General features: G+C 40.6%; 26 protein-coding genes and 1 pseudogene. 3 read left to right on the plus strand and 24 right to left on the minus strand.

Annotated features, from left to right (window positions below; translation table 11 throughout):
* Positions 1 to 27: 27 nt before the first annotated feature.
* From NQ541_RS06380 to NQ541_RS06405, 6 genes are all read right to left on the minus strand, one after another.
* Positions 28 to 666 carry a hypothetical protein gene (locus tag NQ541_RS06380; RefSeq protein WP_005612333.1) on the minus strand — a complete coding sequence of 213 codons (639 nt, stop codon included), beginning with the start codon at positions 664 to 666 and terminating at the stop codon, positions 28 to 30.
* Position 667: 1 nt separating this feature from the next.
* Positions 668 to 3,928, minus strand: a complete 3,261-nt coding sequence (locus NQ541_RS06385) for a C-terminal helicase domain-containing protein (RefSeq protein WP_005612331.1) — start codon at positions 3,926 to 3,928, stop codon at positions 668 to 670.
* Positions 3,929 to 3,940: 12 nt separating this feature from the next.
* Positions 3,941 to 5,788, minus strand: a complete 1,848-nt coding sequence (locus NQ541_RS06390) for a phospholipase D family protein (protein WP_005612329.1) — start codon at positions 5,786 to 5,788, stop codon at positions 3,941 to 3,943.
* Positions 5,781 to 6,983: a DUF6361 family protein gene (locus NQ541_RS06395; protein WP_005612326.1), complete on the minus strand. Its 1,203-nt coding sequence runs from the start codon at positions 6,981 to 6,983 to the stop codon at positions 5,781 to 5,783. The genes NQ541_RS06390 and NQ541_RS06395 overlap by 8 nt, the downstream gene beginning before the upstream one ends.
* A gap of 405 nt (positions 6,984 to 7,388) precedes the next feature.
* Positions 7,389 to 8,546, minus strand: a complete 1,158-nt coding sequence (locus NQ541_RS06400; protein ID WP_005612322.1) for a sensor histidine kinase — start codon at positions 8,544 to 8,546, stop codon at positions 7,389 to 7,391.
* A complete protein-coding gene (locus NQ541_RS06405) occupies positions 8,543 to 9,220 on the minus strand; it encodes a response regulator transcription factor (RefSeq protein WP_178037888.1) in 678 nt (225 codons plus the stop codon). Before NQ541_RS06405 ends, NQ541_RS06400 begins: the two co-directional genes overlap by 4 nt.
* Positions 9,221 to 9,537: 317 nt before the next feature.
* On the opposite strand from NQ541_RS06405, the gene NQ541_RS06410 reads away from it, so the two are divergent.
* From NQ541_RS06410 to NQ541_RS06420, 3 genes are all read left to right on the plus strand, one after another.
* Positions 9,538 to 9,678: a CD1871A family CXXC motif-containing protein gene (locus NQ541_RS06410; RefSeq protein WP_005612318.1), complete on the plus strand. Its 141-nt coding sequence runs from the start codon at positions 9,538 to 9,540 to the stop codon at positions 9,676 to 9,678.
* Positions 9,671 to 10,567, plus strand: a complete 897-nt coding sequence (locus NQ541_RS06415; protein WP_005612316.1) for a 4Fe-4S binding protein — start codon at positions 9,671 to 9,673, stop codon at positions 10,565 to 10,567. The genes NQ541_RS06410 and NQ541_RS06415 overlap by 8 nt, the downstream gene beginning before the upstream one ends.
* 81 nt (positions 10,568 to 10,648) lie before the next feature.
* Positions 10,649 to 11,533, plus strand: a complete 885-nt coding sequence (locus NQ541_RS06420) for a TlpA family protein disulfide reductase (RefSeq protein WP_005612314.1) — start codon at positions 10,649 to 10,651, stop codon at positions 11,531 to 11,533.
* A 104-nt stretch (positions 11,534 to 11,637) separates the two neighbouring features.
* Here the strand turns inward: NQ541_RS06420 and NQ541_RS13140 are convergent.
* The 18 genes and pseudogenes from NQ541_RS13140 to NQ541_RS06515 form a co-directional block, all read right to left on the minus strand.
* Positions 11,638 to 12,053: pseudogene (locus NQ541_RS13140) on the minus strand (linear amide C-N hydrolase); the annotation flags it as partial.
* 321 nt (positions 12,054 to 12,374) lie between these two features.
* Complete coding sequence (locus NQ541_RS06435) at positions 12,375 to 12,584, minus strand: helix-turn-helix transcriptional regulator (RefSeq protein WP_023923394.1); 210 nt, start codon at positions 12,582 to 12,584, stop codon at positions 12,375 to 12,377.
* A 1-nt stretch (position 12,585) separates the two neighbouring features.
* Positions 12,586 to 12,984, minus strand: a complete 399-nt coding sequence (locus tag NQ541_RS06440; protein WP_023923393.1) for a hypothetical protein — start codon at positions 12,982 to 12,984, stop codon at positions 12,586 to 12,588.
* Positions 12,985 to 13,276: 292 nt separating this feature from the next.
* Positions 13,277 to 13,648, minus strand: coding sequence for a VOC family protein (locus NQ541_RS06445; protein ID WP_023923392.1), 372 nt, complete (start codon positions 13,646 to 13,648; stop codon positions 13,277 to 13,279).
* Between the two features lie 25 nt (positions 13,649 to 13,673).
* Positions 13,674 to 14,066: a pyridoxamine 5'-phosphate oxidase family protein gene (locus NQ541_RS06450; protein WP_023923391.1), complete on the minus strand. Its 393-nt coding sequence runs from the start codon at positions 14,064 to 14,066 to the stop codon at positions 13,674 to 13,676.
* 258 nt (positions 14,067 to 14,324) lie between these two features.
* A complete protein-coding gene (locus NQ541_RS06455; protein WP_005612302.1) occupies positions 14,325 to 14,786 on the minus strand; it encodes an 8-oxo-dGTP diphosphatase in 462 nt (153 codons plus the stop codon).
* A gap of 53 nt (positions 14,787 to 14,839) precedes the next feature.
* Positions 14,840 to 15,364, minus strand: coding sequence for a nitroreductase (locus NQ541_RS06460; RefSeq protein ID WP_005612300.1), 525 nt, complete (start codon positions 15,362 to 15,364; stop codon positions 14,840 to 14,842).
* A 117-nt stretch (positions 15,365 to 15,481) separates the two neighbouring features.
* Entirely contained in the window at positions 15,482 to 16,189 is a 708-nt protein-coding gene (locus tag NQ541_RS06465; RefSeq protein ID WP_005612298.1) for a hypothetical protein, read from the minus strand.
* Positions 16,189 to 16,908, minus strand: coding sequence for an alpha/beta hydrolase (locus NQ541_RS06470; RefSeq protein ID WP_044940999.1), 720 nt, complete (start codon positions 16,906 to 16,908; stop codon positions 16,189 to 16,191). The genes NQ541_RS06465 and NQ541_RS06470 overlap by 1 nt, the downstream gene beginning before the upstream one ends.
* 2 nt (positions 16,909 to 16,910) lie before the next feature.
* Positions 16,911 to 17,090: an ATP-grasp domain-containing protein gene (locus NQ541_RS06475; RefSeq protein WP_005612293.1), complete on the minus strand. Its 180-nt coding sequence runs from the start codon at positions 17,088 to 17,090 to the stop codon at positions 16,911 to 16,913.
* Between the two features lie 26 nt (positions 17,091 to 17,116).
* Positions 17,117 to 17,449, minus strand: a complete 333-nt coding sequence (locus tag NQ541_RS06480) for a DUF6054 family protein (protein ID WP_005612291.1) — start codon at positions 17,447 to 17,449, stop codon at positions 17,117 to 17,119.
* A 91-nt stretch (positions 17,450 to 17,540) separates the two neighbouring features.
* Positions 17,541 to 17,936, minus strand: coding sequence for an 8-oxo-dGTP diphosphatase MutT (mutT, locus tag NQ541_RS06485; protein ID WP_005612289.1), 396 nt, complete (start codon positions 17,934 to 17,936; stop codon positions 17,541 to 17,543).
* A 218-nt stretch (positions 17,937 to 18,154) separates the two neighbouring features.
* Positions 18,155 to 18,919 (minus strand): TIGR03915 family putative DNA repair protein, encoded by a 765-nt coding sequence (locus NQ541_RS06490; protein WP_005612287.1) that lies wholly within the window; start codon positions 18,917 to 18,919, stop codon positions 18,155 to 18,157.
* A 12-nt stretch (positions 18,920 to 18,931) separates the two neighbouring features.
* Complete coding sequence (locus tag NQ541_RS06495; protein ID WP_005612285.1) at positions 18,932 to 20,473, minus strand: putative DNA modification/repair radical SAM protein; 1,542 nt, start codon at positions 20,471 to 20,473, stop codon at positions 18,932 to 18,934.
* 79 nt (positions 20,474 to 20,552) lie between these two features.
* A complete protein-coding gene (locus NQ541_RS06500; protein WP_005612283.1) occupies positions 20,553 to 22,253 on the minus strand; it encodes an acyl-CoA dehydratase activase in 1,701 nt (566 codons plus the stop codon).
* Positions 22,234 to 23,529: a 2-hydroxyacyl-CoA dehydratase subunit D gene (locus NQ541_RS06505; protein ID WP_044940995.1), complete on the minus strand. Its 1,296-nt coding sequence runs from the start codon at positions 23,527 to 23,529 to the stop codon at positions 22,234 to 22,236. The genes NQ541_RS06500 and NQ541_RS06505 overlap by 20 nt, the downstream gene beginning before the upstream one ends.
* A gap of 402 nt (positions 23,530 to 23,931) precedes the next feature.
* Positions 23,932 to 25,617 (minus strand): Na/Pi cotransporter family protein, encoded by a 1,686-nt coding sequence (locus tag NQ541_RS06510; RefSeq protein ID WP_044940992.1) that lies wholly within the window; start codon positions 25,615 to 25,617, stop codon positions 23,932 to 23,934.
* A 232-nt stretch (positions 25,618 to 25,849) separates the two neighbouring features.
* Complete coding sequence (locus NQ541_RS06515) at positions 25,850 to 26,140, minus strand: hypothetical protein (protein ID WP_005612273.1); 291 nt, start codon at positions 26,138 to 26,140, stop codon at positions 25,850 to 25,852.

Consider the following 26,140-nt stretch of genomic DNA (forward strand, 5'->3'; position numbering starts at 1 on the left):
CTCCCTGTTCTATCCTTGGTTTAACACCTACTCAGGGTACTTTTCGATCCAATTCTCACCATTATATTCATCAATCTGTTTTACTAATCTCTTAAGATAATCTTGCAACCTGCTATCCTCTTCACTGGCATACCAGACATTCGCTCGTCCAAAACCATAAGCCCAACCACTTGATTTTCTTGGAACTTCCCATTGAACCTTTCTTGATCTGATGCCTGCAGGAAGCAGTACACAATCAGACGATTTTGCCATTGCATTGTAATATTGTATATCTTCCGGAGCAAACACTGCCTCTTGATAATGTCTGAAAACTGTAGCATGTTTATACCATCCCACGACTGTCGTAAACTTATGTGCCGGATGCTTTGCACAGTACACAACAAGCACATCATCTACGGATTCTTCTTTTTTTAATAGCTCACAACCTGCAATATTCTCAATCCGCATTTGATTAACATCTTTACCATTATGTGATTTTGTCTCAAAAAATCCCAGACAATATAAGCCTTCTCTGCCCTCCATATTCACCGGTGTAAAATTATATTTTTCATGGGCATCTCCTGTCTCATCAACATAGCTTCCACCATTTAACGGAGTATCCTTTCCATCTTCATTTCCTCGATACTCCTTCATCCACGCTATATTACAAAAAAGTATTCTCATCATATCAACCTTCTTTTCCTTTTGAAAATGGACTCAAGTCGATAAACAGTTTCTTCAATCCGTTTGTGTCCTTGAACTCCTTGAATAAATACTCCAGAAGTTCTTCCTGCCTTGCCTGCCCTAATGTAAGCCGGTAAAGAGACAATACCTTTATCAGCCTTTCATAATTAACCTCATCCTTACTCATAGGATACATTGGCACAAGCCTTTCTATTTTTACACTCTGATTTTTCCCGAAACACCAGAATGGTACAAGCTCTGACTGGTCATTCTGCTTTTCCGCTTTAGCAGCTTCAAACATTTCTGTCCATATGTCCCGCTTAAATGTAATATCATCCGCCTTACCATATTTATCAGCAACATTCTGTCTTATTGCCAGACACTTAAATCTATTGATTCTGCCTTCCCTTTGTTCCAGATCGATGGGATTACTTGGAAGATTCCAGTGCATAATCACTCGACAGTAATTATGAAAATCCAGTCCTTCCTGTCCGATTGATGTTGTGGCAAGCACAAATGGACGCATTGGTGAGTTAAAGGCATTTCTGATATTTTCTTTACGCATGACTACCTTGGAATTATCGCCTGCATCCTTTGTAAATCCAACTGCATAGCTCGACCTGATTCGACACCCATCGCTCTTCCTGTCAGCTCCGTTAATACGCTTTTTGAAATCAGGATAAGTATCAGCGATATAGGTGGCTGTATGTATTTTCAATGAATCCATCATCATGTCATGCACAATCTGATACTGATTTCCATCCGACTGAAAACCTGCTGTTTCTTTCAGCATATGGATATACTCATCAATCATTGCCTGAAAACAGCCATCCTTACAGTATTTAAGAACATTCTGCCAATGAGAATTATCATCCCTGCATCTGCCATAAGCAAGATCAATGATAGCTGTTGACTCCGGCAAATTGAAATTATTGACAAATACCTTTGCAAGCGATGTTGCTCTGGCTGTGCTTCTTCCATTAGAGCGATAAATGCATATTGCCGGCGAACCCAGTACCATATTTACCAATGTTTCCAGAAGATCATCCGGCTTTCTTCCAAGATGAATCTCCTCTGGGGCATCCAAATAACTTCTTAGCTTATCAATATGAGCAATAAAGCCTTTATTTCTCTTATCCTTTGAACTGCTTCTGACTTCAGATGTTGTATCCTCTTCGTCTGTATTCATTTCCCACACAATATCCTCTATCCAATGCTTTGCATAGATGACTCCATCCATAAGCATCGGTGCAAGATAATACCATCTGGCATCTTCCTTATTGTTACCCGAATCACCATATTTTTCTTCGATTATTGCAAGCTTCTCTTTCAGTTTCAGCCGTACAGATTTTTCTATAGCTTCTAACGATTCATGGTTATTCAATGATTCAATCGGTAAGTACATATCCGAAAGTGTCTTTGATGGATAAAGCAGTGCAAACAGGCTCATGCCTCTTACTTCTCCATTTGAGACATTAAATCTCAGTCTTGCCACCGGGTATCTTCTCGAACCTTCTGCAAAATAACCTGTATTCTTCTTATCCTGGTTCTTTATCTGATGTACCAGTTTTCCAACTGTAAGTCTTTCCGCCTCGTAAGACACAAGTGCACCTATCATTCGTGGAACCATCTCCCATGCAGAAAATACAAGTATTTTTGAAAAGCCTTTGCTGTTTTTATATGCTCCCTGCATCTCATAATATGGCAGCGATGGAGGAATCCACAGATATTTTTCAGCACCGCCGATAAATGCTTTTTCTTTCAGTGCCTCAAGCCTTGCATTGGTTTTCGGCAATTCAGCATATTGATTGATTTTATTGCGATTCAGCCACAAAAGACTTTGTTCTCTTTCATTTCCAAATTCATCTGGATGTTTTGTGTAATATTTTTCAATCTGCTCCTTAATCTTATATTTCTTCATAAAGGACATAAGATACGGACAGCTCTTTGCATAATCTACCGGTAAAGAGTGATTTGAATCCGTTTTTGACAATAATCGTGACATCTGTATATAGGAGTTTATGTCATTTTCATCTATCTGCAAATGATGCTTCACGCTGCTGTCATCCGTATAATCACCGGAATCCATGACAGATATACGCTCAGTCCTGCTGACTCCCTGATACATCGCATTCTCTGCCAATTCCTTCATACGGATAATTGCACTGTCTCCAGCTTTTAACTCACTTAAAGCAACTGAATAGTTTTTCCAGATTTCCTTAAAACTTGTATCTTTGACCTCATCATCAAAAAGGAAGTTCATAACCTGAAAGAACTCTGCATAATGTTCGTCCAGCTGATTTTCATCAATCTCTTCAAGCGTAGAATACAATTTATATGGTGTTGCTGACAACAGAAGCACTCTTGTATCATGTCCGCTAAGAAAACTATGTGCAAGGATGCCAAGTTCACTGTCATCAGATGACAGAAGAAATTTAAATCTCTGAAATTCATCCATGATTACCAGATCCGGTTCAAGCATGGATACACTGATTCTCGCAAACATCACACGAAGCTTATTCATCACATAATAATTGGAATATGTAAGCTGTTTATTATATCTTCTTTCATGTAAATGATTAAGTAGCATGTCCTTGATTTCACTATATTCCGAATAATTTAAAATCTTATCAATTACATTTTGTGGGTAGACACCATTCGTCATCTTTTCACATTCAACCACACGATTTTCAAAGCTCCATTTTGCCCATCCATCCCATGCTTTTACAGCATCCAGTATCATAAATTTTTCAAGAGAAGCTGCATGACCTTTAAAGTCCGGCATTCTCCTTAAAATGGCATACATCAGTGCTCTTTCCTGCACACTTCCGCCTCCGGAAGTCATACGGAAAGATGTTTCCGGCGTAAGCGGGATAAGCTGTATATAGCCTTCCTTTATCTGCGGATCGTTCTCCTGCTCGGTAATCTTTAAATGCTGCATAGACAGTCTGGTATCTGATACTGAACCGATGGCATTCTTTCCTGTTACATCAAGCTTTCTGATATTCTGATTTGCTATGTTCTGATTAGAGCAGATATAAATTATCTTAAACAGATCATCTTTCTCTTCTATTTTAAGCCTTGCAGTCTTTACAATTGCTCCTCTGGCAATAAGAGTTTTTCCCATCCCCACTTCATCTGCTACAAGCACACGATTTTGATTATGCCGGAACAGATAATCCACTCTCTCAACAGTTGCTCTTTGAAAATCTTTCAGACCTGAGAGGGTGTGCTTTTCAATTTCATCTATATTAAATTGTGACATAACATCACCTCGTTATCTTCTGATTTTCAAAGTATTACAAAAAGTCTCATACAGTTCACGGAATTCGTCAGGTATAATATCCTTATCTGTAACCATCTTAAGCACATATCCGATATCTTTTATTCTTTCCGGCTCTTCTACGGATGTCTTAAGCATTTTTTCATAGAGTGCCGGCATTGCATCACTCGAATTAGCAAAAAATCCGGATTCTCCCATCTGCTTTCCTTCAAGCATAGATGCTACATAATCATCGCCAAGGGCAAAAGCTATATATTCCACAAATGATGTCCTATCTTTTACCACACTGTTTACTGCTGCACTTTCTCTGTCATCTGGGAAACCACTTGTAGGGATCATAATAATTCTGCGGATTGTATCATCACCTGATCTTACAGTAATCTCATAGAACTCAGATAACTGTAATATCTCAAGTTCTGAAAACTCTATGTGTTCTGACAATGTCTGCTCTTGCCTTGAATTAAAGGGCGATACTGTGATTGTACTATCAGATTCAATACCGCTAAAAGCAACCGCTATCTTATATTTTCCGGCATTCTCACTATCCTTTTGAATTACAGCCTGCCTTTTCACACGGCACAATTCCTTGATTTTCTGCTCCAGCAGATCTCTATTGTCACTTTCTGTTTCCAAAACTGCATCCGCTACTGTAACTTCTTCAAATGGATTTTTTACATCTCCTGCTGGACCACAGAATATATCCTCTAAGAATTTATTCCCATTCAGATACATATTCTTTGTACCAAGCCACAGCATCATTTCAACATTTTTATTAATTGCAGAATAGGAAGCATTCATGGAACCAAGATACAGGTCAACATCTGAATATTTCCTTCTCAGATAAATTTTTGCATGAATATCCTGTTTCTTTTTATCTGCAAGCTCATCTGAGATTTCATCCTCACCATCTATAATCTCATCCTTTAATGCATAGATGGTAAAATTATCTACATCTGATGCTTTGAGTTTTCCAAGCTCAGAACGTCTGGTAATAAGTGTTCTCTTACAGTCTGACAATGCCCTGTCTGTAAGATTAAAATCAGCAATCACACTTTCTGATAAAAACGGAGACATCACTACAAGCTCATTAAATGTCGAATTGGCATTTCCTCTTTCCGTACAGAATAGAATGTCATCCTGCATCTGGTAGGCATTTTCCCCAATTCCAAGCGGAAGCACTTCAAAATCCTCGCCAAATATTTTACTATCAAGTGAAAAGGATACATCCTTAATGTCTGCACATAATCCACGAATCAGATTTCTTTTCTTCCCAGCATTATTGCTGGTATTATGTACATTCGTTACAAGATAATCCAGAAAATCACAGATAGGCTGTGTTTTTTTCTTCTGTTTGACATTTTTACTGCTATCCATCACGAAGCTGATATCCCAGCTCCTGTCAAAGGTCAGATTTCTGCTCATTACCACAAAACGATATTTTTTATCTCCATCAGCGTTTACATATGCCAATACCCATGTTTTCGGATGAAATGAAGGGTATCGACCAAGCTGTCTATCTTTTGGCAGTGCAACTTCTACTACCATTTTCTCTAATAAAATAGATAGTGCAGTCGGTTTTGTTGGCACTTTAATCTGTCCTGCTTCACAAAACAGCACGATTTTATCTGATACCTTCTGCAATGCATTCAGCATACCAATTGGATTTTGCATAAGCTTACTATCTGTTTCTTCAGATAATCCAAGACATATCGCCACTGCTGTGAGTGCTTCCAGGTCAAGTGAATATGTAGTGCCTACTGCTCTGTCCAGTCTATATCCGTCTGGAGGTATCAAAATACCGCTGTAATCCGTTCTATCTCGGTTTGAATCCGGTCTAAACATCAGCACTCACCTCCCCGGCATATATGTCATTCACAATTCTCCTGGCATTTGAAAATCTGTAATCAAGCATTCCTCCGCCTACCCATTTTGAGTGATCAAATTCCTTTGTTCTGCTTAACTTCGCTCTGGCTGCTCCTTTCAGGCTCCGTTCCCTCTTACGAATCAGTTCATCCGCCATATGAGTATCCGATGCCATAAATGCTGTTTGTATCCCACACAGGAAGCTCTTTGCCCTTGGATTTATCAACTGCAATTCTCCAAACACTGCATCCAGATCGACTGTCGCATTATGCTTTATATCCGGAAGTATCCTGCTCCATTCATCATTTGCGTATGTATTCTCGCCTTCCGAAAGCATGACATTGTATCTTACTCTTGCCATATACACCAGATTATTAAAATTGCAGGCAAGCTTCATCATATATGCCAGCTTTTCACTTACTTTTTCTGATAGTTCAGCCGTTAAAGAAGCAAAATCATCATATTCATTCAAATCAATGTGATTTTTCAGCACATATTCCAAAAGAGACCCTTTCGTTGACTTCTGAATCTGCTTATCCAGATAGAAAGCTTCCTCCTGTGTCAACTCTATCGTAAGGTTGTCTCGCCAGTCATCATGATAAATCGGAAGATTCCAGAATCTAATATTGCCGATATCTCCTGCATCAGAATCATCCTTGTCATTCTCATCCGCATCATCATTCCTGTTTCCTAACCAGCTGACAGACCTCTGTTCTTTTAATTTTACTGCCAATGAAACATACTCTGGTATAGACAGACCATAATCACAGAATATTCCAAAGGTACGAATTCCATTCCAGTAGATATCTGATGGTTTTCTTGCTACCCAGCCCTTTGGTAATACACGGGTTCCAATAACACCTTCTGCCTTGGGATCTGCTTCTAACAATCTGATGCCACAATCTTTTTCAGCAGAATCTATAGCCCTTAAAACTCTATTTGCATCCTTTCCATACTTGCCATCAACAGCTTCCCTTAACACATATGGAACAATAAGGAAGTACTTTGCTCTGGTCTGGACGGTAGATGTCCCTGGAAAGAAATAATTGGCAAAAGCATCACGAATAATGCCGATTCCAAGTTCATCGACTGCTCCCTGTTCACTCAGAAGGTTAATCACATCTAATGCCTTCTGCCGGTCTTCTTTTGAAAAATCTATCCATCCTAACTGCATATTTTCACTTCCTTATTTCTTCGTCAAATATGTATCTTCCACATAAGTCTCCGGTGTCGCCTCTTCAATTACGCCAGACTTTGGATCAAAGATATATTTCTTCTTTATAAAATTCTTCATATTCCGTTTTAGGAGCAAGCGATTGAACTGCCGTAAACAAACTTTTGCATATATCATTCATTTCAGTAACATCCGGCATTCGCTGATTTTCAAGATAAAACTTCAAGTATATTTTGTATGTTTTATCCGCTATTGCACTCTTCTGTTTTTGTTTTAAGTCTTTATAGATTCATTGGCTGCTGTAGTCATAATCACAAATCGTCGTTCATTCTCAAACCAATCACATAACGTACCTTTACAGTAGTCATAACTGTTCAGGTACGTTATTTCATTTCAAATGATACGCTACACAGTTTCCGGAAAGAGAATCTCAAAGGTTGTGCCTCCATTAGAATTATCCAGCACACGGATCGCTCCATCATGGACTCTCACGATCTCACGGACCAGTGCCAGTCCAAGACCTACGCCACCCAGAGCCCGGCTGCGGGATTTGTCCACCCGGAAAAATGGTTCAAAGACTCGTTCTTTCATATCTGCAGGAATTCCGCTTCCGTTATCCATAACCTGTATACAGATCTGTTCTTTATCACTGCAAACCGTAACCTGTACCTTACCGCCGGGATTGTTATACTTGATGGCATTTTCCACCAGGTTATATACGACCCGATAGACCAGGATATCACTTCCCATCATCGTTACTGCATCGCAAACACTTTCGAGAATAACATTTTTTTCCTCGGCAAGAGGATCAAGATCTGCCAGCACTTCTTCAACCAGTGCATCCACTTCAATTTTTTCATCTCTGGCCACGGTCTGCAATTCACTCATATCCAACAGTGTCTTCACCATCTTGCTGAGACGTTCGTTCTGATCCGTTACCATCTGTATTGTTTTCTCGGTACAGGCATCTGTCGCAGGATGCCCGGTTGTATGATATAGGTCCAGTTGTGCCTGCATCACTGCAAGAGGTGTGCGCAGCTCATGGGCTGCATTGGCTGTGAATTGACGCTGCATCTCAAAGGATTCTGAAAGACGATCCAGCATTTTATTATAAGAAATGCTAAGCTGATTCAGTTCTTTCACTTTATTTTCTTCGATTCTGGAATCTGACAGGTTTCTGGCTTCCACTTCTTCTATTTTTTCAGAAAACTCTTTCAGTGGTTTTAAAGACCTGCCACTGAAATAATAAGTGGCAACTCCTCCAAGAATCGCCAGAAAGATGGAAAAAAACAGGCTTTTCTTTTTATAATCCGCTTTATTATTGTATACCTGTACAGAAAAATCATTGGCGAAGTCATCCCATTTGTCGTCGGGTATACTGATATAGATTTCGTTTTGATGGCTGTCGTCACCATCTGTATTCTGGGCATCTACAGTTTCCTGGAGAGAATCCATGTAATATACTCCACTTCCGTAGACAAACATGGTAAGGCATCCGCAGATGATCGCAATAAAAAGAGTTGTGATCAGGGTAAGTCTCCACTGTAATGACAATTTTTTCATTTTTCCTTCCTCTCCAGCCGATATCCCTCACCGATCTTGTTCACAATGGGATCATAACTAAGTACTGCCTTCAGTTTTCTTCTCAGAGAAGACACATGTACCCGAATGGAACCGCTGAAACTGTCTACAGATGCGTCCCATACATGTTCAATAAGTTCTTCCTGACTTACGGGACGCCCCTGATTCAGCAGCATATATTCCAGAATCCCATTTTCTTTACGCGTCAGAGACACAGGTTCACCATTGGCACAGGCTTCCCTCTTCTTCGTGTCGAATCTGATATCTCCATAACTAAGACATACATCCTTTTGTATAAACTTTCGTCTCGTCAGGCTTCGAATCCTGGCTTCCAGCTCCTGGAGATGAAAAGGCTTCTCCATATAATCGTTTGCACCTGCATCCAGGCCCTCTACCTTATCGGCAATCTGGCTTCTGGCAGAAAGAATCAGCACCTTTGTCTCCTCGTTTTTCATACGAAGTTCCCTCAGAATATCCATTCCATCCATCCCCGGCAAGTTCAGATCCAGTACGATCAGATCGTATTCTTCCGTCAGAACATAATCCAGGGCTTCTTCACCATCATAACAGGTATCAACCTCATACCCGGCACTATATAAGCTCTTTGCTACAGTGTCGCATAATTCTTTTTCATCTTCCACAATTAATAATCTCAAAATATTTTTTCTCCATTCTCGTTTCTTAACAGAAATTTTACACCCTCTATTGTATAATAGCCAAGTCAACAGGTCAACAAAGTCTTATGCAGTGAAGCGTTAGTTACTGTTCACTCGTACCTTGTTCCAGTAACGATTCGCAGGCTCATCTGAAATTGTGTTTCGCAAAAGAAGCCTGCTCACTCCTGAATCATGTTCTTACGCAGTCTGACAGCAAGTGTCTGGCTGCTGTGTGAACTGTAACATGCGTTATCCAAAACAAAAGGTTTGCTGGCGGACAGTTATAAAATTATACAGTAGAAAGGAGTATCCGTATCTTGAATTACAGACGTATCACACAGATTGTACTACCTGCCTTTGGAGTGCTCATGATCGTATTCGGAGCATACAGAGGCGAGGCAGCTGTTGTACTTGCCAAGGCAATAAAATTATGTATGGAGTGTGTAGGAATTGGATAAGAAAACAAGTATCATCTCAAAACAAATAGCACGATTTCGTGGCTGGGTTCAGGCAGCAGCCACATTACTTACAAATATACATCTGCCGAATTTCTTTAAAGGAAAAATATACCAGGGTAATGGGAAAACGGTATGTGTTCCCGGTTTGAACTGTTACTCATGCCCTGCCGCTTCAGGAGCCTGTCCCATCGGTGCTTTTCAGGCAGTGGTTGGGTCTTCAAAATTCAAATTTTCCTATTACATCACGGGATTTATCATCTTACTTGGTGTAATCTTAGGTCGATTTATATGCGGTTTCCTCTGTCCCTTCGGATGGTTCCAGGATCTGCTGCACAAGATACCAGGCAAAAAGTTCTCTACACAAAAGCTGAAACCACTGCGTTATCTGAAATACCTGATTCTTCTGGTATTCGTAATCCTTTTGCCAATGTTGGTCACCAATTCGATTGGAATGGGCGATCCCTTCTTCTGCAAATACATATGCCCTCAGGGTGTATTGGAAGGTGCCATCCCACTTTCTCTTGGCAATGCAGCTATCCGGTCGGCACTTGGCAAACTATTTACTTTTAAAAGCATCATCCTTATTACGGTTGTGGTACTAAGCATTCTGTTTTACAGACCTTTCTGCAAATGGATCTGCCCGCTGGGAGCAATATATTCTTTATTTAACAAAATATCATTTTTAGGGATTAAAATCGAAAATGATAAATGTATCGGTTGCCAACAGTGTACAAAAGCGTGTAAGATGGACGTAAATGTGCTCAAGACACCCAACCATCCGGAATGTATCCGTTGCGGAGCCTGCATGAAGGTATGTCCAAAGGATGCAATCCACTATCAATTTATGGGGAAAGACATGTGCATACATAAACATAAAGGAACAAAGTAAAGTTTGTATTAACTGATTAACTTTATTAAAATTGCAAAATAGAATAGTTACAAAATAACATATATAAAAGGAGATTTTATCATGAAAACAAGAAAAAATATCATCACTGTACTTACTCTTTGCGCAGCTTTATCACTTACCGCCTGTACAGGCAAGGAAACAAAAGACACTACTGACACACAGACTACAGATGCAGCATCGACTCCGGAATCCAGTTCTGAGATCAACGATTTATTCCAGCAGGAAAACCAGCTGTTTGCAGATCATCAGGATGAATGGAACAAAGCATTTGCTATGGCAAACAAAAGCTCTGCAGACCCAAGCGGAAACTATGGGGATTATCTTGCTGATCTTGTAGACTCCAACAAAGATGAATTTACAGAGGAAGAACTTGAAGTTCTCCATAAAGATATCGAAACTATTCGTGGAATCGAAGAAAAAATTGCAGCTCTGGAAAGTGCAGGAACCCCGGAAACAGCAGCTGACTCTTCTGATGCAGATACCCCATTCAAGAACTTCAGTGCCACCGACTATGACGGAAATAAAGTAGACGATTCTCTGTTTTCCAACAATGCGGTAACTGTTCTGAATTTCTGGTTTACCGGTTGTAAACCGTGTGTTGGTGAATTATCCAAACTGAATGAAATGAACGAAGCCATCAAATCCATGGGTGGTGAAGTTGTTGGTATCAATACAGAAACCTTTGATGGAAATGAATCTGCAATTAAGGAAGCAAAAAAGGTCCTGAAAAGCCAGGGAGCAAAATATCGTAACCTTTCCCTCACCTCCGATTCTGATGCAGGAAAATATGCTTCCAATATCATGGCATTTCCTACCACTGTTCTGGTAGACCGGAACGGAAATATCATTGGAGAGCAGTTCATGGGTGGTGTTGATGATCAGAAAAATTATGATGCACTGATGAAACAGATCAAGGCAGTGATTGACGCAGATTCTGCAAAATAATCTTAGCTCACTATCGCGACAGTCGCCAAGGTCTCGTGCACGCACGGACTTTGGCTCGTTGCTCGCGTACCTAATCAAAAAGCTTCTTATTGGCCTTTGATGTTCTAATTCTGGAAATGAATCTTTTCACCCTGGATTGCCGGGTAACGGATCGGGTGGTCACTGTCAAGGTTTTCTCTGTGCATGTCCACTCCACTGATCTGGTGGTTTTCATAGGTATTGTAGTAATAAATACCTTTCGTGGCATTGCAGCAGGATGTATACAAGGTAATCTCATATTTACCCTCTGCCACCTCACAGCATCCTCTCTGTTTATCAACAGAGCCAGAGGAAACTGTGGGCTGAATGGAGTATTTACAATATTGATTCGATCCAGCAGTTCATGTACCTCTTTCATGGAAGCACACTGCCCCAGAATCCATGGAATCAGCTCAAACTGTGCCACATTTTCTTTGCCATCCTGCACTTCGGCATAAACCGCATTTCCAACAAAGTTAAGACCTGCGATCCCTACGGTTTTTGGCAGGCTTTACTGATTACCCAGGTGATATCGTCATCGGTGATTTCCGCTTTTCTTCCACGGCCTTTGTTATCACGTAAAGAAGCTTCAACACCGTTCTCTTTAAATTTGTTAAGACAACGTTTTACCACACTGATTCCAATATCAAGTTTGTCAGCAGTTTATTTAAGTAAGATTTATCATCATCTGTTAAAGAAATAGTTTTAATTGTATTAGGCATAATTGGACCTCGATGGTTCAATTATACCATAATAGGAATGTGAATTAAAATAGTTTGTTATTTAAAGTGGATTATACTAGGTATTGTACCAAAAAACGGACTTATTCCTCTTCTTCGAAAAAGAAGATATCCTCTACAGTACGTTCAAACACTTTCGCTATATCCATAGCAAGTTTCAATGACGGATTATATTTCCCATTTTCCAAATTTCCAATTGTCTCCCGGCGGACCCCCACCAACTTTGCAAGTTCCGCCTGTTGCATATTATTTTCCTTGCGGAGTTCATGCAGCTTTGTTTTTAGTATAGGCATATCAATCACTCGTCCTTTCTTCCAGCCAGAATAAAATGCCAGTAAGAAGTTGAACCACTCCGATAACGAACGGATATAACTTGGCTATATTTACTACCATATTTCCAAGAACTACCGAGCCTACACCAATAATCAAAAACAATGAAACTGTGATATCAAGCGTCATTGCCTTTGCTTTTGATATGTGTAAAATTGACATCTCATCATCAGCATCCGCTTTTACAAATAAAGCAATGCATGAAGTTATGATCGCCATAATTAAAGCAACGATACACAGCACTTTTGTAACAATGTTATTTGGCAACAGATTTATGACGGCGTATATCAGCCACACAACTCCATTCAGGGTATATCGTAAATTATAGTGTTCTGACAAACTCATCGGTTCTTTTTTATTCATAATCTCCATCTCCTTTATGTGATATATTTCGCTCTTATATTACAAAAATACCACTTATATATTCTCTTGTCAATATAAATGTGCGAAATATACCACACGGTTTTAAATAAAAAAAGATGCCTACCACTAAGAAAGACACCTCTCTTTATCCGACATAGGTATTTACATCTATTTTAATAAGTCATATATTACGCTTTCTGTTTGGGTACAAATTCAATTTTAAGAGTCATTCCATACTCTCTCTTATCATCAAATATGAAAGATTTTTTGTGATATACTTACATTCTCTACATCAGCTATACTTAACTGGTGTTCGAACTTCTATAAGATTCCCCGATGGATCATAAAATCTTACCATTTTTTGTCCACTGGCGAGTTCTGTTAATTCAGTTTTAAATTCCACCAAAATGTTTCGTGAAATAAGTTTATCTACAAGCCCTTCAACATCATTATCTTCAAAGTACAGCTCAGTCATATTATTATATGGTGTTGTAGATTTTTCGATGACATCTGCCCATACCTTTGCATCCTGTAGTACAAGTCCCTCCGTCAATATTACGTTGCCTTCCTGCTTCGTAATTATATCTAATCCAAATATTTCTTTATAAAAACAAATAGATTCTTGTATATCATTAACTACTATCAAAATATTTTTCAACTTCATAGCTTGTACCATTCACCTTTCGTCATTAAAATTTCACAACTTCCGGTTCGTGTGTAAATGATGAAAATGTTGCTGTTGCATGCTTAAAATAGAATACCTCTGTATTTCCATCATCTGCCGAGTACATCTTCTGTAAAGATGGGTATGCATCAAGCATAGATTGACGTGCTTCTCTTCTATCATCTTCTACAAGTTCTCCTGCTACGCGAAGCCACTCGCCATTCTTAAATGCACAGATTTCCACCTTTGGATTTGCGTGGATTTGTTTTGAAACATCTTTTACCTTACCAGTCTGAATATACAATTTGTCTTCAAAAATATGAACAGTTCCAAAAGGTCTTACTCTTGGCTGGTCTCCTTCTAATGTTGCTAAATAGTAAGTTTCTGCTTCTTTTAAAAATTTTTCTACTCGTTCCATGATGTAATCCTCCTTTGTTTTTCTTGACTTCAATGCTATATCTCTTATCAAGATCGGGGCATAATTTATCTGATACCTCTATGCTGTTTTCCGTACACTCTGCCCTTTTCCCGTCTATATATATGATGTCGGGATCAAAAGCCCCCGCCTTTGATGCCTACGGATTGTTCCACTTCTGATTTATTGCACCTGATACATCTCCCACAGTTGTTCTATTCGCAACCGTATGCCCCAAGTAATAGAATTTTTAATGAACACCTACCTCAACAATCGCCCCGGTTCGTGTTCTCCGTTTTTATATTCAAAAAAGAATTCCGAGTATTGATCTGTCTCAAATATTTCCATTAATTCTCTCATATCCCAAATGAAGTTTGCCTCATCAAGATCTTTTCTGTCCAGCCAGAATACGTGCCCTTCCTCTGAGGATCTGAGTGTTCCCGAAAACTTATTGGTTTTATACAGTAGAACAATGTATCTCGTTCCATCATCCTGTATCCAGTCCTTAAACCCACATGGTTGTGGCTCAAAAATATCTAATCCGGTTTCTTCTTTTATCTCTCTTATTACAGAATCTCTGAAGCTTTCTCCCTGCTCTATATGTCCACCTGGAAAGACTAATCCATTGGTATACTTTGTTCCTTTTTTCTCTTCAACAAGAATCCTGTTTTCATCATAAATGAAGCACATATTTGTAAGTTCTACTTCTTGTGTTCTGTTCATATTTCCACCTGTTCCAATACCATTTAAATGGCACAAATTTATCGTTGGTTTTTCTATTTTACATAGTATACATAATTTCCTTTTCTGGGGGCAGATGCTGGTGCCGGTACGGCAGCATACCCGATTGCACAATGTCCGATTCCTTCATAATCACCATCAATTCCCAAATCCGAGAGAATCTTTTTTCCAAAATCAGATTCAAATTCTTCCTTTGCTCTGTGAATCCAAATACTTCCAAGACCAAGACTTTCTGCTGCATTCATGAGATTCCCCATAACAAGAGAGCCATCGTATTTATAGGTTGGGATTGTTTTATCGGCAAGAACAATCAGAATTACCGGTGCTCCGTAAAATGGATCCATATCAGTTCCCATAATCTTTGCATTCTCAGTCGCTATCTGATCTCTTAATTCCTTATTCGTAACTGCAATAATAATCGGACTCTGCTTTCCTCTTCCTGTTGGAGCATAAGTGCCGGCCTTTACAATGGCCTCAATATCTTCCGCAGATACCATTTTCTTTTTATCAAAATTTCTACAACTTCTTCTGGCTTCCATTACCTTTAATGTCTCATTCATCTCTTATAACCTCTTTTCACCAAATTATTTCTGATATTCTAATGTCTGTCTGCTGCTTATCCTTCCAATAATTTACAGCTTTTTCAAATTCTTCATGTGTCACAAAAATCACCTCCACTATTTATATGAATCTCTTCTTTTCATCAGCCACTTTTGATCTATGCATTTCACTTCACCATCAAAACGAATATGAAGATGTACTCCGCCAGATCTTGGACTAATTTTTTCTACGATTCCATTTCCAAATCGGGGATGAGCAACTTCATCTCCAATTTTATAATGGATAATTTCATTCTTTTGCTTCTGTGCTTTTTGCAGACGTTGATAGGTATCCCGGATTGGCACCGTCTTATCATGGATCCGATTTTTTAATACCTTATCGTAGTCGTGATCCCTTAGTGCTTCTCCTGCCTTATAATAAGGAGTCGGAACTGCCCCTATAAGAGAGCAGCAATACTTCCACGCACTCCCGTGCGTTCCTGTCTGCCATTGATATTTTTCAGGTATTGACATATTGTACTGCATATAATGTGCATATTCATGCTTAAATAAATCGATACGATCTTCTTTAGACAGTGGATTTTTTACTCCATATGCAATGAAGAACAGTGAAAAATGAAAATGCTCCTCGTTATGAGCACTTTGCCGGGTATAAGATCCTAAAGAATCGGTATCAAATCCAAATGTCACCGGTACTTTTGCTCCATTCAGATGAAATCTCCGATCCAGTCCTTCATACAAATTCTTTATTAACGCTGTTAAAACCGGAATTTCTTTCTGCAACCTCTGCCGCAGGAATTGGTCTTCTCGATCATAATAAGTCATTATTTAATATTTCCTCCTGATTGTGAAATATGAAACAGATATCGGATTCCTTTAGCAAGTCTTTTCCCCTCATCAGCAAAATGTCCTCCGGCATTCCACTCCAAAAACACCTGTTCTGCCATTGGATCCTTTTCCAATTTCTTTTTCTGTTCCCTTGTCCGGTCTCCTACTCTTGCCATCACTTTATTCTTTGTCTTCTCTTCCCGGCCTCCAAGGCTCAGATAAATCTTACATTTACTGTGAAGAGTATGTTCTTTCACATAAATATCCCAGTCCTGAAACCATAAAGATCCTGAACAACAGATTATGCCCGAAAAGCAATCCAGCTCATATGCTGCCCACAAAGCAAACAGCCCTGCAAGAGAGTATCCCATCAGCCAGCGTTCCCGTCGTTCTGTATCAAATGTCTGATCAATATATGGCATACATTCTTCTGTAAGCCATCTCAATGTCTCTGCACCCTGTCCGGAAAATTTTTCTGTTCCAAACATAGCAGGTGCTTCCCACGGTGAAAAATCCCGATTCCAGTCTTCCACCTGAAATGCAACAAGCATAAAATTTTGTCCCGGGGCTATTTCCATCAAAGACTCTCTCAGATGTTCTACTTCATTTCCCCGATGCGGATACATTCCCCAGAAAATGACTGGACCACTGGTTCCATTCTGTGAGATATATAATTTTCTCCCGGATAGTAATCTTTCATTTATCGGTATCACCATCTTCACCTGCCTGCTACAATACCGGATACCTGTCCATCTCCAAGTTCCATAATAATTAACTTACCATCTTCGCGTCTTGCTATATCAATCGTTACAAAATTGCTCTCCAGTTTTTTCACAGCCGCTTCAATCCAAAGTTGTTGTCCTGCAAGCACTGATTTCAATCTTATATTATCAATCATTTTCTGCCACCTACTATTATTTATAATTACTCATCTAATAATTTAATCAGTTTCTCCAAAAATGATTCCTCTCCTAAAGTATTAATCTTGAAAAATACTGCCTGACTTCCACCGGCAGTAATAGCCGAAAGCTGAATTGGCTCGTCTCCATTTTGAAAAAGTGTGACACTCAGGCTGACTCTGTTACTTCCGGCACAACTGTACCGTTCAAATACCCTTACACTACATCTAGCAGTGCCACTTTCAAAATCACTGGCATCTTCCAAAGATGCAGACATACTACCATTTAAGATTCCCGATTCAATCCTGTTGAGTAACTCATTCATATTCCCATTGATGCTTCTTTCCAGTTTTGCCATATTATTTCACGCTCCTTCATAAAAAATCAGATTTTCTTTCCCTCTGTAAAAATATTTTTACTTCTGTATTCATAAGTGATCATATTTTCTTCTACTGTAAACTGAGCATCTCTCTGAGTTTTTCCACCAGTCCATAATCTGCCGGAAGCCAGTCCACCGTATGCAAAGTCTCTTTCGTCAGCCATTTTGCTGCCTCATGCTCTTTCAGTACAAGATCTCCTTTTTTAATCTTACAGATAAAGCAGTCCATTGATAAATGAAACTTTGGATAATCATACTCTACAGTATCGAATAATTCTTTCACTTCGACCTCTGTATCCAGTTCTTCCATGATTTCTCTTACAACTGCTTCTTCCGGTGTCTCACCTTGCTCAATCTTTCCACCTGGAAATTCCCATCCGTCTTTAAATTCTCCATATCCACGCTGCGTTGCAAAAACTTTACCATCTTCGATGATAATCCCTGCTACTACTCTGACTGTCTTCATGCTATCTCTCCCTTATCTTTCGTTCAACTAATACAAGTAGTAAAAACTTCGTTATTTCTAAATCCGTTTTTAATCAAATATTACCATGGGATTCAAATCAAAAACACATTTTATCAAACCGATCTTTGATAAATTAATCCTATCTTAAAAATGCCAAAATTTCAACGCAAAAGAAGTCAATCAGATTCCGGGGATTTATAAACAGCCAGCTCTTCGGCTTATTCCCTGAACTCCACCGCATGCTTCCGTTTCCATTTCGGGAACAGATTCCTCTGACAGATATAATTTTCTCTTTCTTTGATACCGACTGCATGGAAAAAGGTTTTCCAGAGATCGGTATATGTATCTGTATATTCTTCTGTCTTTCGCAGTGTATCGAACTCTTCATCTGTCAGATAACGCAGGTAATTTGTCCCGTCTTTCGGGTGGATACATGCAATCTTCCGTTTATTATCAATGATCATCCAGTGTTCTGAGGGCATACGATCTGCAAAATGTCTGCCAACCAGCATGATCACATCACTTTTCGGTTCTAAATGGCTGACGTAAACGCTTCCATTTAAAGACTCAAATCGTGCAAATTCCCGGAAATGATGACATTCGTTTCCAACTTTTCTCCGCAGTTCTACGATCCGCATCACAGATGGATTCGCATATTGCTCCAATACACTGCTTCCTGTGGCAAATCCAACTCGCAGGAACTGATAAATTGCCTGAAGTGCATCTTCCTCATCAGACAATGATGCATAATACACATACAGATAAGCTTCATCCGAGATATCCCTGCGGATGGACCGGATCACTTTTTCTGCTTTGGAAGTATCTCCATCCACATGAATATATTCATCAAAGATTGTCTGCTGAAATACCGGTTCTTTTCTTAACTGTATCTGGTCGTGTCCGACCTGCAGTGCCGCTGACCATGCATCATAAATACAGGTCAGAATATCTTCAAGCCGGTCTTTGCAAGTATATATTTTCATAATCTTCTGCTCCTATCGGATTCCAAAATCTGCCAGGGTCATCTGTGAAAATGATTCATTGGCATGCTGAGTCTCCCACAATTCTTTTTTATCTGTATGAACCAGTTGCCGGATGATATAATTTTCTTCAATCGGCGTATGGTACATCTGCTTTCCCTGGCAGGTAATAAAATAATGGGCTCTCTTTAATACTACTCCCATTTTCTTTAAGCTGGGGAAATCCAGTCTTCCATAACGTCTTGCATTTACGATCCGGCCGGCTGACTTTGGACCAATCCCGGGAACACGAAGCAGGACGGCATAGTCTGCAGTCCCCACTTCCACAGGGAATTGATCCAGATGCCGCAATGCCCAGTCACACTTTGGATCTACCAGTTCATTGAAATCCGGCTTTTCCGGGGACAGCAGTTCTCCTGCCTGGAATCCGTAAAACCGGAGAAGCCAGTCTGCCTGATATAACCGGTGTTCACGCAGAAGAGGCGGAGGTGTACCGATCTGCGGTAATACTGCCTCTTCATTTAACGGGATGTATGCTGAATAAAAGACACGCTTCAGGTCAAACCCCTGATAAAGTGCCTGCGTTGTCTGCAATAGTGTATAATCGCTTTCACCGGTAGCTCCTATGATCATCTGAGTACTCTGACCTGCCGGAGCAAAGCTACGCTTTAACTTTGACATATCCTGTGGTGCCAACTGGGTGGCATTCTCCCATCCCAGTACATATTCTGATGCCGGTCTCTTTCCGTTCTTCAATGAGATAGGTAGTTCATTTTCCGATAGCGAAACAAGGGGGGCTTCTGACACTGTATTCCCCATACTCAGGCTTTTTCTGAATCTCTGTCTGGAATTTTCCGAAAAAATCCCGTGATCTAAATATCGGTTCCCGAGACTTCGTTCCATATGAGCTGTCTTACCGATTGCCATCCGGTGAGAGGCGATCGTACTTTGCACTTTTCCCATGGGATTCAGAATGGTCTGCATCGTTTTGTTGGGTGCCAGTGTACGAAGTCCTGCTTCTGTAGGCAGTTCTAAATTCACACTGATACGGTCTGCAAGATAACCGGCCGCTGCGAGCAGTTCATCAGAAGCACCGGGAATCGTCTTTACATGGATATAACCATTAAAATGGTACTTTGTCCGAAGCAATAACAACGTCTCACACATTTTCTCCATCGTATAAGAGGGATTCTTCAGAACACCGGAACTCAGGAACAGTCCCTCAATATAATTACGCTTATAAAATTCTATGGTCAGCTCACAGATCTCTTCCGGTGTAAAGGTTGCTCTTTTGACATCATTACTGGCACGGTTGATGCAGTACTTGCAGTCATAAGCACAATGATTCGTCATCAGGATCTTGAGCAGAGAAATACATCTTCCGTCTGCCGCAAAGCTATGACAGATGCCACATGCTTCAGCATTGCCGAGTTCTCCTTTCTTTCCCCGGCGGCTTGAACCGCTGGATGTGCATGCGACATCATATTTGGCTGCATCTGCGAGAATCTGCAGTTTTTCCTGTATTGTATAATTGCTATTTATAAATTCTGTACTCATAGTCCTATTATACAAACATACGTTTCGCAATGCAAGTTATTTTTAGAACAAACGTTCTCTTCATTGTTTTATTTCTTTATTATATCTTTTGTACTTTACATTTTTCATAAGCAAAAATTGCTGCACCCAGAGCCCCACAAAGCTGTGCCTCATCACAGATATAGAGCTTCGCTCCGAGCTTTTCTTCCAGTGCCTGGATGATTCCCTGATTTTTGGCGACACCACCGGTCATCATATATTCACCCGGATTATTTTTTCCAAGCCTTGCGGCAAGTGCCCCTACTTTGGATGCGACAGATACATTCAGTCCGTGAATAATATCTGACACCTCTTTATTCTGGGCAACCAGGGATACAACCTCTGATTCTGCAAAAACTGTACACATACTTGAGATAACTACATTTTCTTTCCAATCCAATCCTTTTACGCTCATTTCTTCCAAAGAAAGTCCGAGTGTCCTTGCCATCATCTCAAGGAAACGTCCTGTTCCGGCAGCACATTTATCATTCATCAGGAAATTTTTAACTGCACCATGTTCATCAATACTGATTGCTTTGATATCCTGTCCTCCGATATCGATCACCGTCCGTACATCCGGATTAAGATAATTTGCTCCTTTTGCATGACAGGTGATCTCAGTAATGCTGTCATCCCCGCTGTCTATATAGGCACGACCGTAACCGGTGGTAACGATCCGCACGAGATCCTCTTTTTTGATACCGGCTTTTTCTATTGCCTGATCCAGACTCTTCTCTGCACTCATCATTGCTCCGCCACCTGTAGGAATGATCATAGTGGATTTGATTTTCCCGTCCTGATCCAGAATAACAACGTCTGTACTGGTAGAACCACTGTCGATTCCGGCTACATAGTAAACTCCTGATTCCATTTTTTCTCTTTCCTCCCTGCTGATTTCCTTTTCAGGATTCATATCTTCTGACCCTTCGATCGTTTCTGAAAATGCCTGGATTCTGGTTGAAAGCTGTCCGGCACTCTGACTTGTAAAATCTGTCTCGATCTTAAGGAGTGGCACCTGGATGTTCTTTTTAATACTTGCGTATTCAAATCCATAATAATCACAGAACTTGATCGTATGGTAAATAATTCCTTTTAAATCCGGGTCTAAATAAAGCTGGTTTCTTCTTGTATTGTTATTCATCCGAAAGCATGGCATCTGTCCAAGCAGTGCATCTGCATATGCAAGCAACAGCCTGTCTTCTTCCATTTCCTGCATTTCTTCAGGAAGAACTGCCAGGTTTCGCCCACCGGTACAGGTCAGATTTCTTACATCCATATGAAGATTGTCCCGGATCATTTTTTCAAGGATTCCACTGACACGCACTCCAAGTACACCAATATAAGAAGTTCTGCTCGCAGATGTCTTTGCGAAAGCCTTCAGGAAAAGTGTCCGGTCAAATTTTTTCCCGGAGTATTTTTCATATGCCTCTTTCAGACGTTGGATCGAACCGGCAAATTTAACTTTTTCACATTCATTATCTTCATGAGGAAGATCCAGCATATATAAGAAGTTACATTTTCCGGTATTTTTTACAATATCGTACACGCGACGCATGGAATCACAGCAGTTTACAAGTACAAGCTGATCGGCTTTCCCCTCCAGGACTGCCTGGATCACTGATTTTCCAAAACCGCATAAATTTGCATGTGCAATCTGATCAGACTGTTCAAAATTTTCCGGCATTTCCTCCAGAACCGCACATTCCTCACCGAATCCCCGGAACAGTTCTACCGGGGTATATTTACAAACATAATGTATCATGCGATTTTCCCTCCCTGTTCTCTTCCAGCATTTCCACGAATGCCTGAAGTCTTGTAGAAACCTGTCCATCACTTGTATTGGCAGGATTACATCCATCGCCATCCAGGATCATGGTCGGAAGTCCTGCTGCTTCCAGTGAACTTTTGATCAGACCGGAGGCTCCGATCGTTCCTTTGCATCCCCAGTGGGCAAATAAGATTCCACCATCTGCATTTGTTATTTTGGCAAGACGTTCTGCCATTTCAATTCTCTTATCTACCGCTCCGTTATAAATACAGTTGACCATTTTCGCTGCCATCGCCTCATAGGGATCTGAAGCATCCATCATCTGAAATCCGTCTGCGACAAAATCACAGGCACTGATGTGGATTGTATCACTGTAATTGAAAACTTCCATTACCGGTTCCTGCAAAAATGGCATAATATGCATCCACAGAACATGAAGTCCTGCCCCTTTCGGAGCTTTCTTTACATCTTCCAGTAACAGTTCCGTATATTTGACAGACGCTTCTGATCCCGCCAGCAGATGACACATAAAGATCGCATAAAGTTCATTCGTCATGGAGGAAACAGGATCATGATCTTTCCGTAATGCAAGCTGCCTCTGATAATTGACGGCTGCTTTCCGGCTATTTGAAACTGCCTTCTGCACTGCCTCTTCAGGTATCTTTTTTCCTGTCACTTCTTCCAGGAATCGCTTCAGTTCCCGTAACTGTCCCGCAACATACCGGACAGAATCCTGATTTTTCTCATATGGCACATCAATATAAAATCCAGGCAGTTCATACGTCTGCTTCAGATAAGGAAAGGTCATCATATTGCCGTCACAGGCAAGATTGGTATACACCGTACATTTCGGTTTTGGTAAAATTCCTGTTAAAGCAGCTCCTAAAAATACCCGATGATAGGAACACATCGTTTCCGGGAATCCCTCTTCTTCTGTCTTTCTGAGAAATGCCTGCTCACACTTTGTACCGGCAAGAAAGCAGGATAACGCCTCCACTGAATAAGGGGTCAGCCCCGCTGCGGTCAGCAGTTCTCCCGGAACAAAAATGCTGACCATAGCTGCATTTTCCGGTCGGGCAAGTGCATGAATAATATTTTTCATAACGATTCGTGCCACATAATGTGCAGAATCGGGAAGATTTTTATCTGGGAAAAACTTCAGCCGTTTCTCCTGAAGCCTGTATCCCATAAGAAGAAGACGGCGGGCTTTTTCAGGATCTTTTAAAGATTCACTGCTCACCGTCCTTCCAAACTGATTGATCAGATTCATTGTCATTTTCTCCTTCTGCTTTTGAAAATTTCAAAAATGATTATAGCACATTCTCTACCCCCTGTCATATAACGATGCCAGGGTCAAAAGGTCTAAGCCCACATGAGCTTGCTCATAGGTGGGTGAAAGACCTTAGGACCCGCCCCGATATGAGCATAAAAGTGGGATGATAATCCCACGATATGCGAATATTGGGTAGGATTGTGGGAGTGCGTAGCACGGAGCAATCCGTAGGCATCAAAGTCGGGGGCTTTTGACCCCGACATCATATAACGGATAAAATACGCTTTGCGATTTACCCCCGCTGCCCTCATAAAAAACAGGACCAGGAACGCTCTGTTCTGTCCCTGATCCCACCGTAATCTCATATATGATCTGATAACCTGATCTGATCTTTATTTTCTAATGCTGCACCATAAAATACTCGAGGCTGATCTCATTCGTTGCCACATCCGCAAGATTTACGCAACTGTTGCCCATACGGTCGATCAGATGAAGAATATTAGTAAATGGTGCTGTCATACTCGATTTACATTTTCCTTTATTTACACGCTGGATATGAGCCTTTCGCATTTTAATATCCAGATCAATGATCTTATCCTTCCGCTTGATCAACTTTTCGACCTGCACAGAGTCACGGTTCTGCAATGCTTTCATCGAATCATCAAACATCTTTTCAAGGGTTTTCAGACTCTTTTGCAGCTCATCCATTGCCTCTTCTGTATATTTATATTGATGATCTGCCTTTTCCTGTATACATCCGGCAATCTCAACACTTAAGGTTCCTATACGCTCTACATCACTTAAAACATACATCAGACTGGCAGTCTGAGACGCCTGCTGCTCCGTCATGGTTCCTGAAGAAAAGAGCAGGGCAAGATATTCTGTGATCCGGTCTGCCAGTGTCTGGATCTGATGCCCTTTTTCTGTAAGTGCATTCATACGGCTGGTCTCTTCCGTCTTTACAATGGAAATCGTATCTTTCACTGCTTCTTTCACCATATCGCTTAAATGAAGAATCTCTTTTGCAACCAGTTGCAGTGCAGCTATCGGCTGGCTGATGATCTTTTCATCCAGGTATAATGGGCGGGCAGGATCGATCTCTTTGCTTTTTCCGTCAGGAATCAGCATCATAACGATCTTGACCATTACATTGATCAGGCAGACCCAGATCAGCGTCATGGTAATGTTAAATACAGTATGTGCATTTGCGATCTGTCTGGAGATCACTTCAATCTCAGGTCCTTTTGGAGAAATATACTGGATCAGTGCTGCAAATGGCTTTACAAACCAGATAAAAAGAAAGCAGCCTGAAATATTAAAAATACAATGAGCTACTGCTGTTCTTTTTGCATCTTTGCTCTGTCCGATACTTGCAAGAAGTGCCGTGATCGTAGTTCCGATGTTATCACCGAGCAGGATCGGGATTGCACCGGCAAGGCCAAGAATACTTGTCATTCCGTCCGCCCCCGGCTGTGCAGCAAAATTCTGAAGGACTGCGATGGTTGCACTGCTGCTCTGTACCACCAGAGTCATCAGTGTCCCAACCCCGACACCTAAAACCGGAATATGTGCGACTTTTCCGATCAGGTCTGTAAAGACCTGACTGGAAGCCAGTGGTTTCATAACATCTCCCATGGTTTCAATTCCGAGGAAAAGAAGTCCGAACGCAAAGATGGTCTGTCCGATACTTTTTATTTTTTCTGATTTTGTTACAAAAGCAATAATAAATCCAATAAAAATGATAATGTAAATATAGTCACTGATCTTAAAAGCAATGATCTGTGCCGTCATCGTAGTTCCGATATTTGCACCAAAAATAATCGAAATTGCCTGCGGCAGGCTCATCAGTCCGGCACTCACAAATCCGATTGCCATCACCGTTGTTGCACTGCTGCTCTGCAGTACTGCAGTCGTAACAGCTCCGGCAAGTACTCCGAGCAATGGATTCTTTGTCAGAAGTGCAAGAATGCTTTTCATTTTTTCGCCGGCAGCTTTCTGCAGGCATTCACTCATCATATTCATTCCATAAATAAAGATTGCCAGACCCCCCAGGAGTCCGAATGCTATCTGTAGTTTTTCATTCATAACGATCCCTCTCATATCTTTTGATAGTTTGCAATGTTATTGTGTCTGTTCTCCAACGCTACGACAGCATTGTAGAAAACTCATATGCATTCTGTATCAAGTTCATGTTAAATCTATGTTAAATATGTCGGGGGCCAAAAGTCCCCGACTTTGATGCTCATATCGGGGCGGGTCAAATCGTGTATGAATGTTAAATTTATGCTGAGTTATCGAAAAACCTTACGGTTTATCTTTATTTTCGTTTCTTAAATACTGATAAAAAGCCATTTTTCTTTTTTATCTGCACTTTTTCTTCACTTTCCATGATCTGTGCCGTCATGCCGATATTTCTCAGTTCCAGCTTTAAGCTTTCCGCCTGTTCTTCCGACAGGCCGTCCTGAACCAGAAAGGGAACATCCTTCAGATTCCAACGGGCTGTAAAGCCATATTTTTTCCCAATATTGGCATAATCTGTTCGTTGTCCGATATAATCAACCAAAGACTCTGAGACAATAACTTTATAACCGGATTCCTTCTTTGTCAT

It is taken from the genome of [Ruminococcus] lactaris ATCC 29176 (assembly GCF_025152405.1).
GTDB classification, from domain to species: Bacteria; Bacillota; Clostridia; order Lachnospirales; family Lachnospiraceae; genus Mediterraneibacter; species Mediterraneibacter lactaris.

Excerpts from the sequence above, each read along its gene's own strand:
- NQ541_RS06500 (WP_005612283.1), bottom strand. The coding sequence starts at position 22,253 with ATGATACATTATGTTTGTAAATATACCCCGGTAGAACTGTTCCGGGGA.
- NQ541_RS06395 (WP_005612326.1), bottom strand. The coding sequence starts at position 6,983 with ATGCAGTTAGGATGGATAGATTTTTCAAAAGAAGACCGGCAGAAGGCA.
- NQ541_RS06515 (WP_005612273.1), bottom strand. The coding sequence starts at position 26,140 with ATGACAAAGAAGGAATCCGGTTATAAAGTTATTGTCTCAGAGTCTTTG.
- NQ541_RS06440 (WP_023923393.1), bottom strand. The coding sequence starts at position 12,984 with ATGAATAAAAAAGAACCGATGAGTTTGTCAGAACACTATAATTTACGA.
- NQ541_RS06420 (WP_005612314.1), top strand. The coding sequence starts at position 10,649 with ATGAAAACAAGAAAAAATATCATCACTGTACTTACTCTTTGCGCAGCT.
- NQ541_RS06490 (WP_005612287.1), bottom strand. The coding sequence starts at position 18,919 with ATGAAAATATATACTTGCAAAGACCGGCTTGAAGATATTCTGACCTGT.
- NQ541_RS06510 (WP_044940992.1), bottom strand. The coding sequence starts at position 25,617 with ATGAATGAAAAACTACAGATAGCATTCGGACTCCTGGGGGGTCTGGCA.
- NQ541_RS06505 (WP_044940995.1), bottom strand. The coding sequence starts at position 23,529 with ATGAATCTGATCAATCAGTTTGGAAGGACGGTGAGCAGTGAATCTTTA.
- NQ541_RS06400 (WP_005612322.1), bottom strand. The coding sequence starts at position 8,546 with ATGAAAAAATTGTCATTACAGTGGAGACTTACCCTGATCACAACTCTT.
- NQ541_RS06465 (WP_005612298.1), bottom strand. The coding sequence starts at position 16,189 with ATGACTTATTATGATCGAGAAGACCAATTCCTGCGGCAGAGGTTGCAG.
- NQ541_RS06380 (WP_005612333.1), bottom strand. The coding sequence starts at position 666 with ATGATGAGAATACTTTTTTGTAATATAGCGTGGATGAAGGAGTATCGA.
- NQ541_RS06475 (WP_005612293.1), bottom strand. The coding sequence starts at position 17,090 with ATGATTGATAATATAAGATTGAAATCAGTGCTTGCAGGACAACAACTT.
- NQ541_RS06470 (WP_044940999.1), bottom strand. The coding sequence starts at position 16,908 with ATGGTGATACCGATAAATGAAAGATTACTATCCGGGAGAAAATTATAT.
- NQ541_RS06495 (WP_005612285.1), bottom strand. The coding sequence starts at position 20,473 with ATGAGTACAGAATTTATAAATAGCAATTATACAATACAGGAAAAACTG.
- NQ541_RS06480 (WP_005612291.1), bottom strand. The coding sequence starts at position 17,449 with ATGGCAAAACTGGAAAGAAGCATCAATGGGAATATGAATGAGTTACTC.
- NQ541_RS06435 (WP_023923394.1), bottom strand. The coding sequence starts at position 12,584 with ATGCCTATACTAAAAACAAAGCTGCATGAACTCCGCAAGGAAAATAAT.
- NQ541_RS06390 (WP_005612329.1), bottom strand. The coding sequence starts at position 5,788 with ATGTTTAGACCGGATTCAAACCGAGATAGAACGGATTACAGCGGTATT.
- NQ541_RS06445 (WP_023923392.1), bottom strand. The coding sequence starts at position 13,648 with ATGAAGTTGAAAAATATTTTGATAGTAGTTAATGATATACAAGAATCT.
- NQ541_RS06385 (WP_005612331.1), bottom strand. The coding sequence starts at position 3,928 with ATGTCACAATTTAATATAGATGAAATTGAAAAGCACACCCTCTCAGGT.
- NQ541_RS06460 (WP_005612300.1), bottom strand. The coding sequence starts at position 15,364 with ATGAATGAGACATTAAAGGTAATGGAAGCCAGAAGAAGTTGTAGAAAT.
- mutT (WP_005612289.1), bottom strand. The coding sequence starts at position 17,936 with ATGAAGACAGTCAGAGTAGTAGCAGGGATTATCATCGAAGATGGTAAA.
- NQ541_RS06455 (WP_005612302.1), bottom strand. The coding sequence starts at position 14,786 with ATGAACAGAACACAAGAAGTAGAACTTACAAATATGTGCTTCATTTAT.
- NQ541_RS06450 (WP_023923391.1), bottom strand. The coding sequence starts at position 14,066 with ATGGAACGAGTAGAAAAATTTTTAAAAGAAGCAGAAACTTACTATTTA.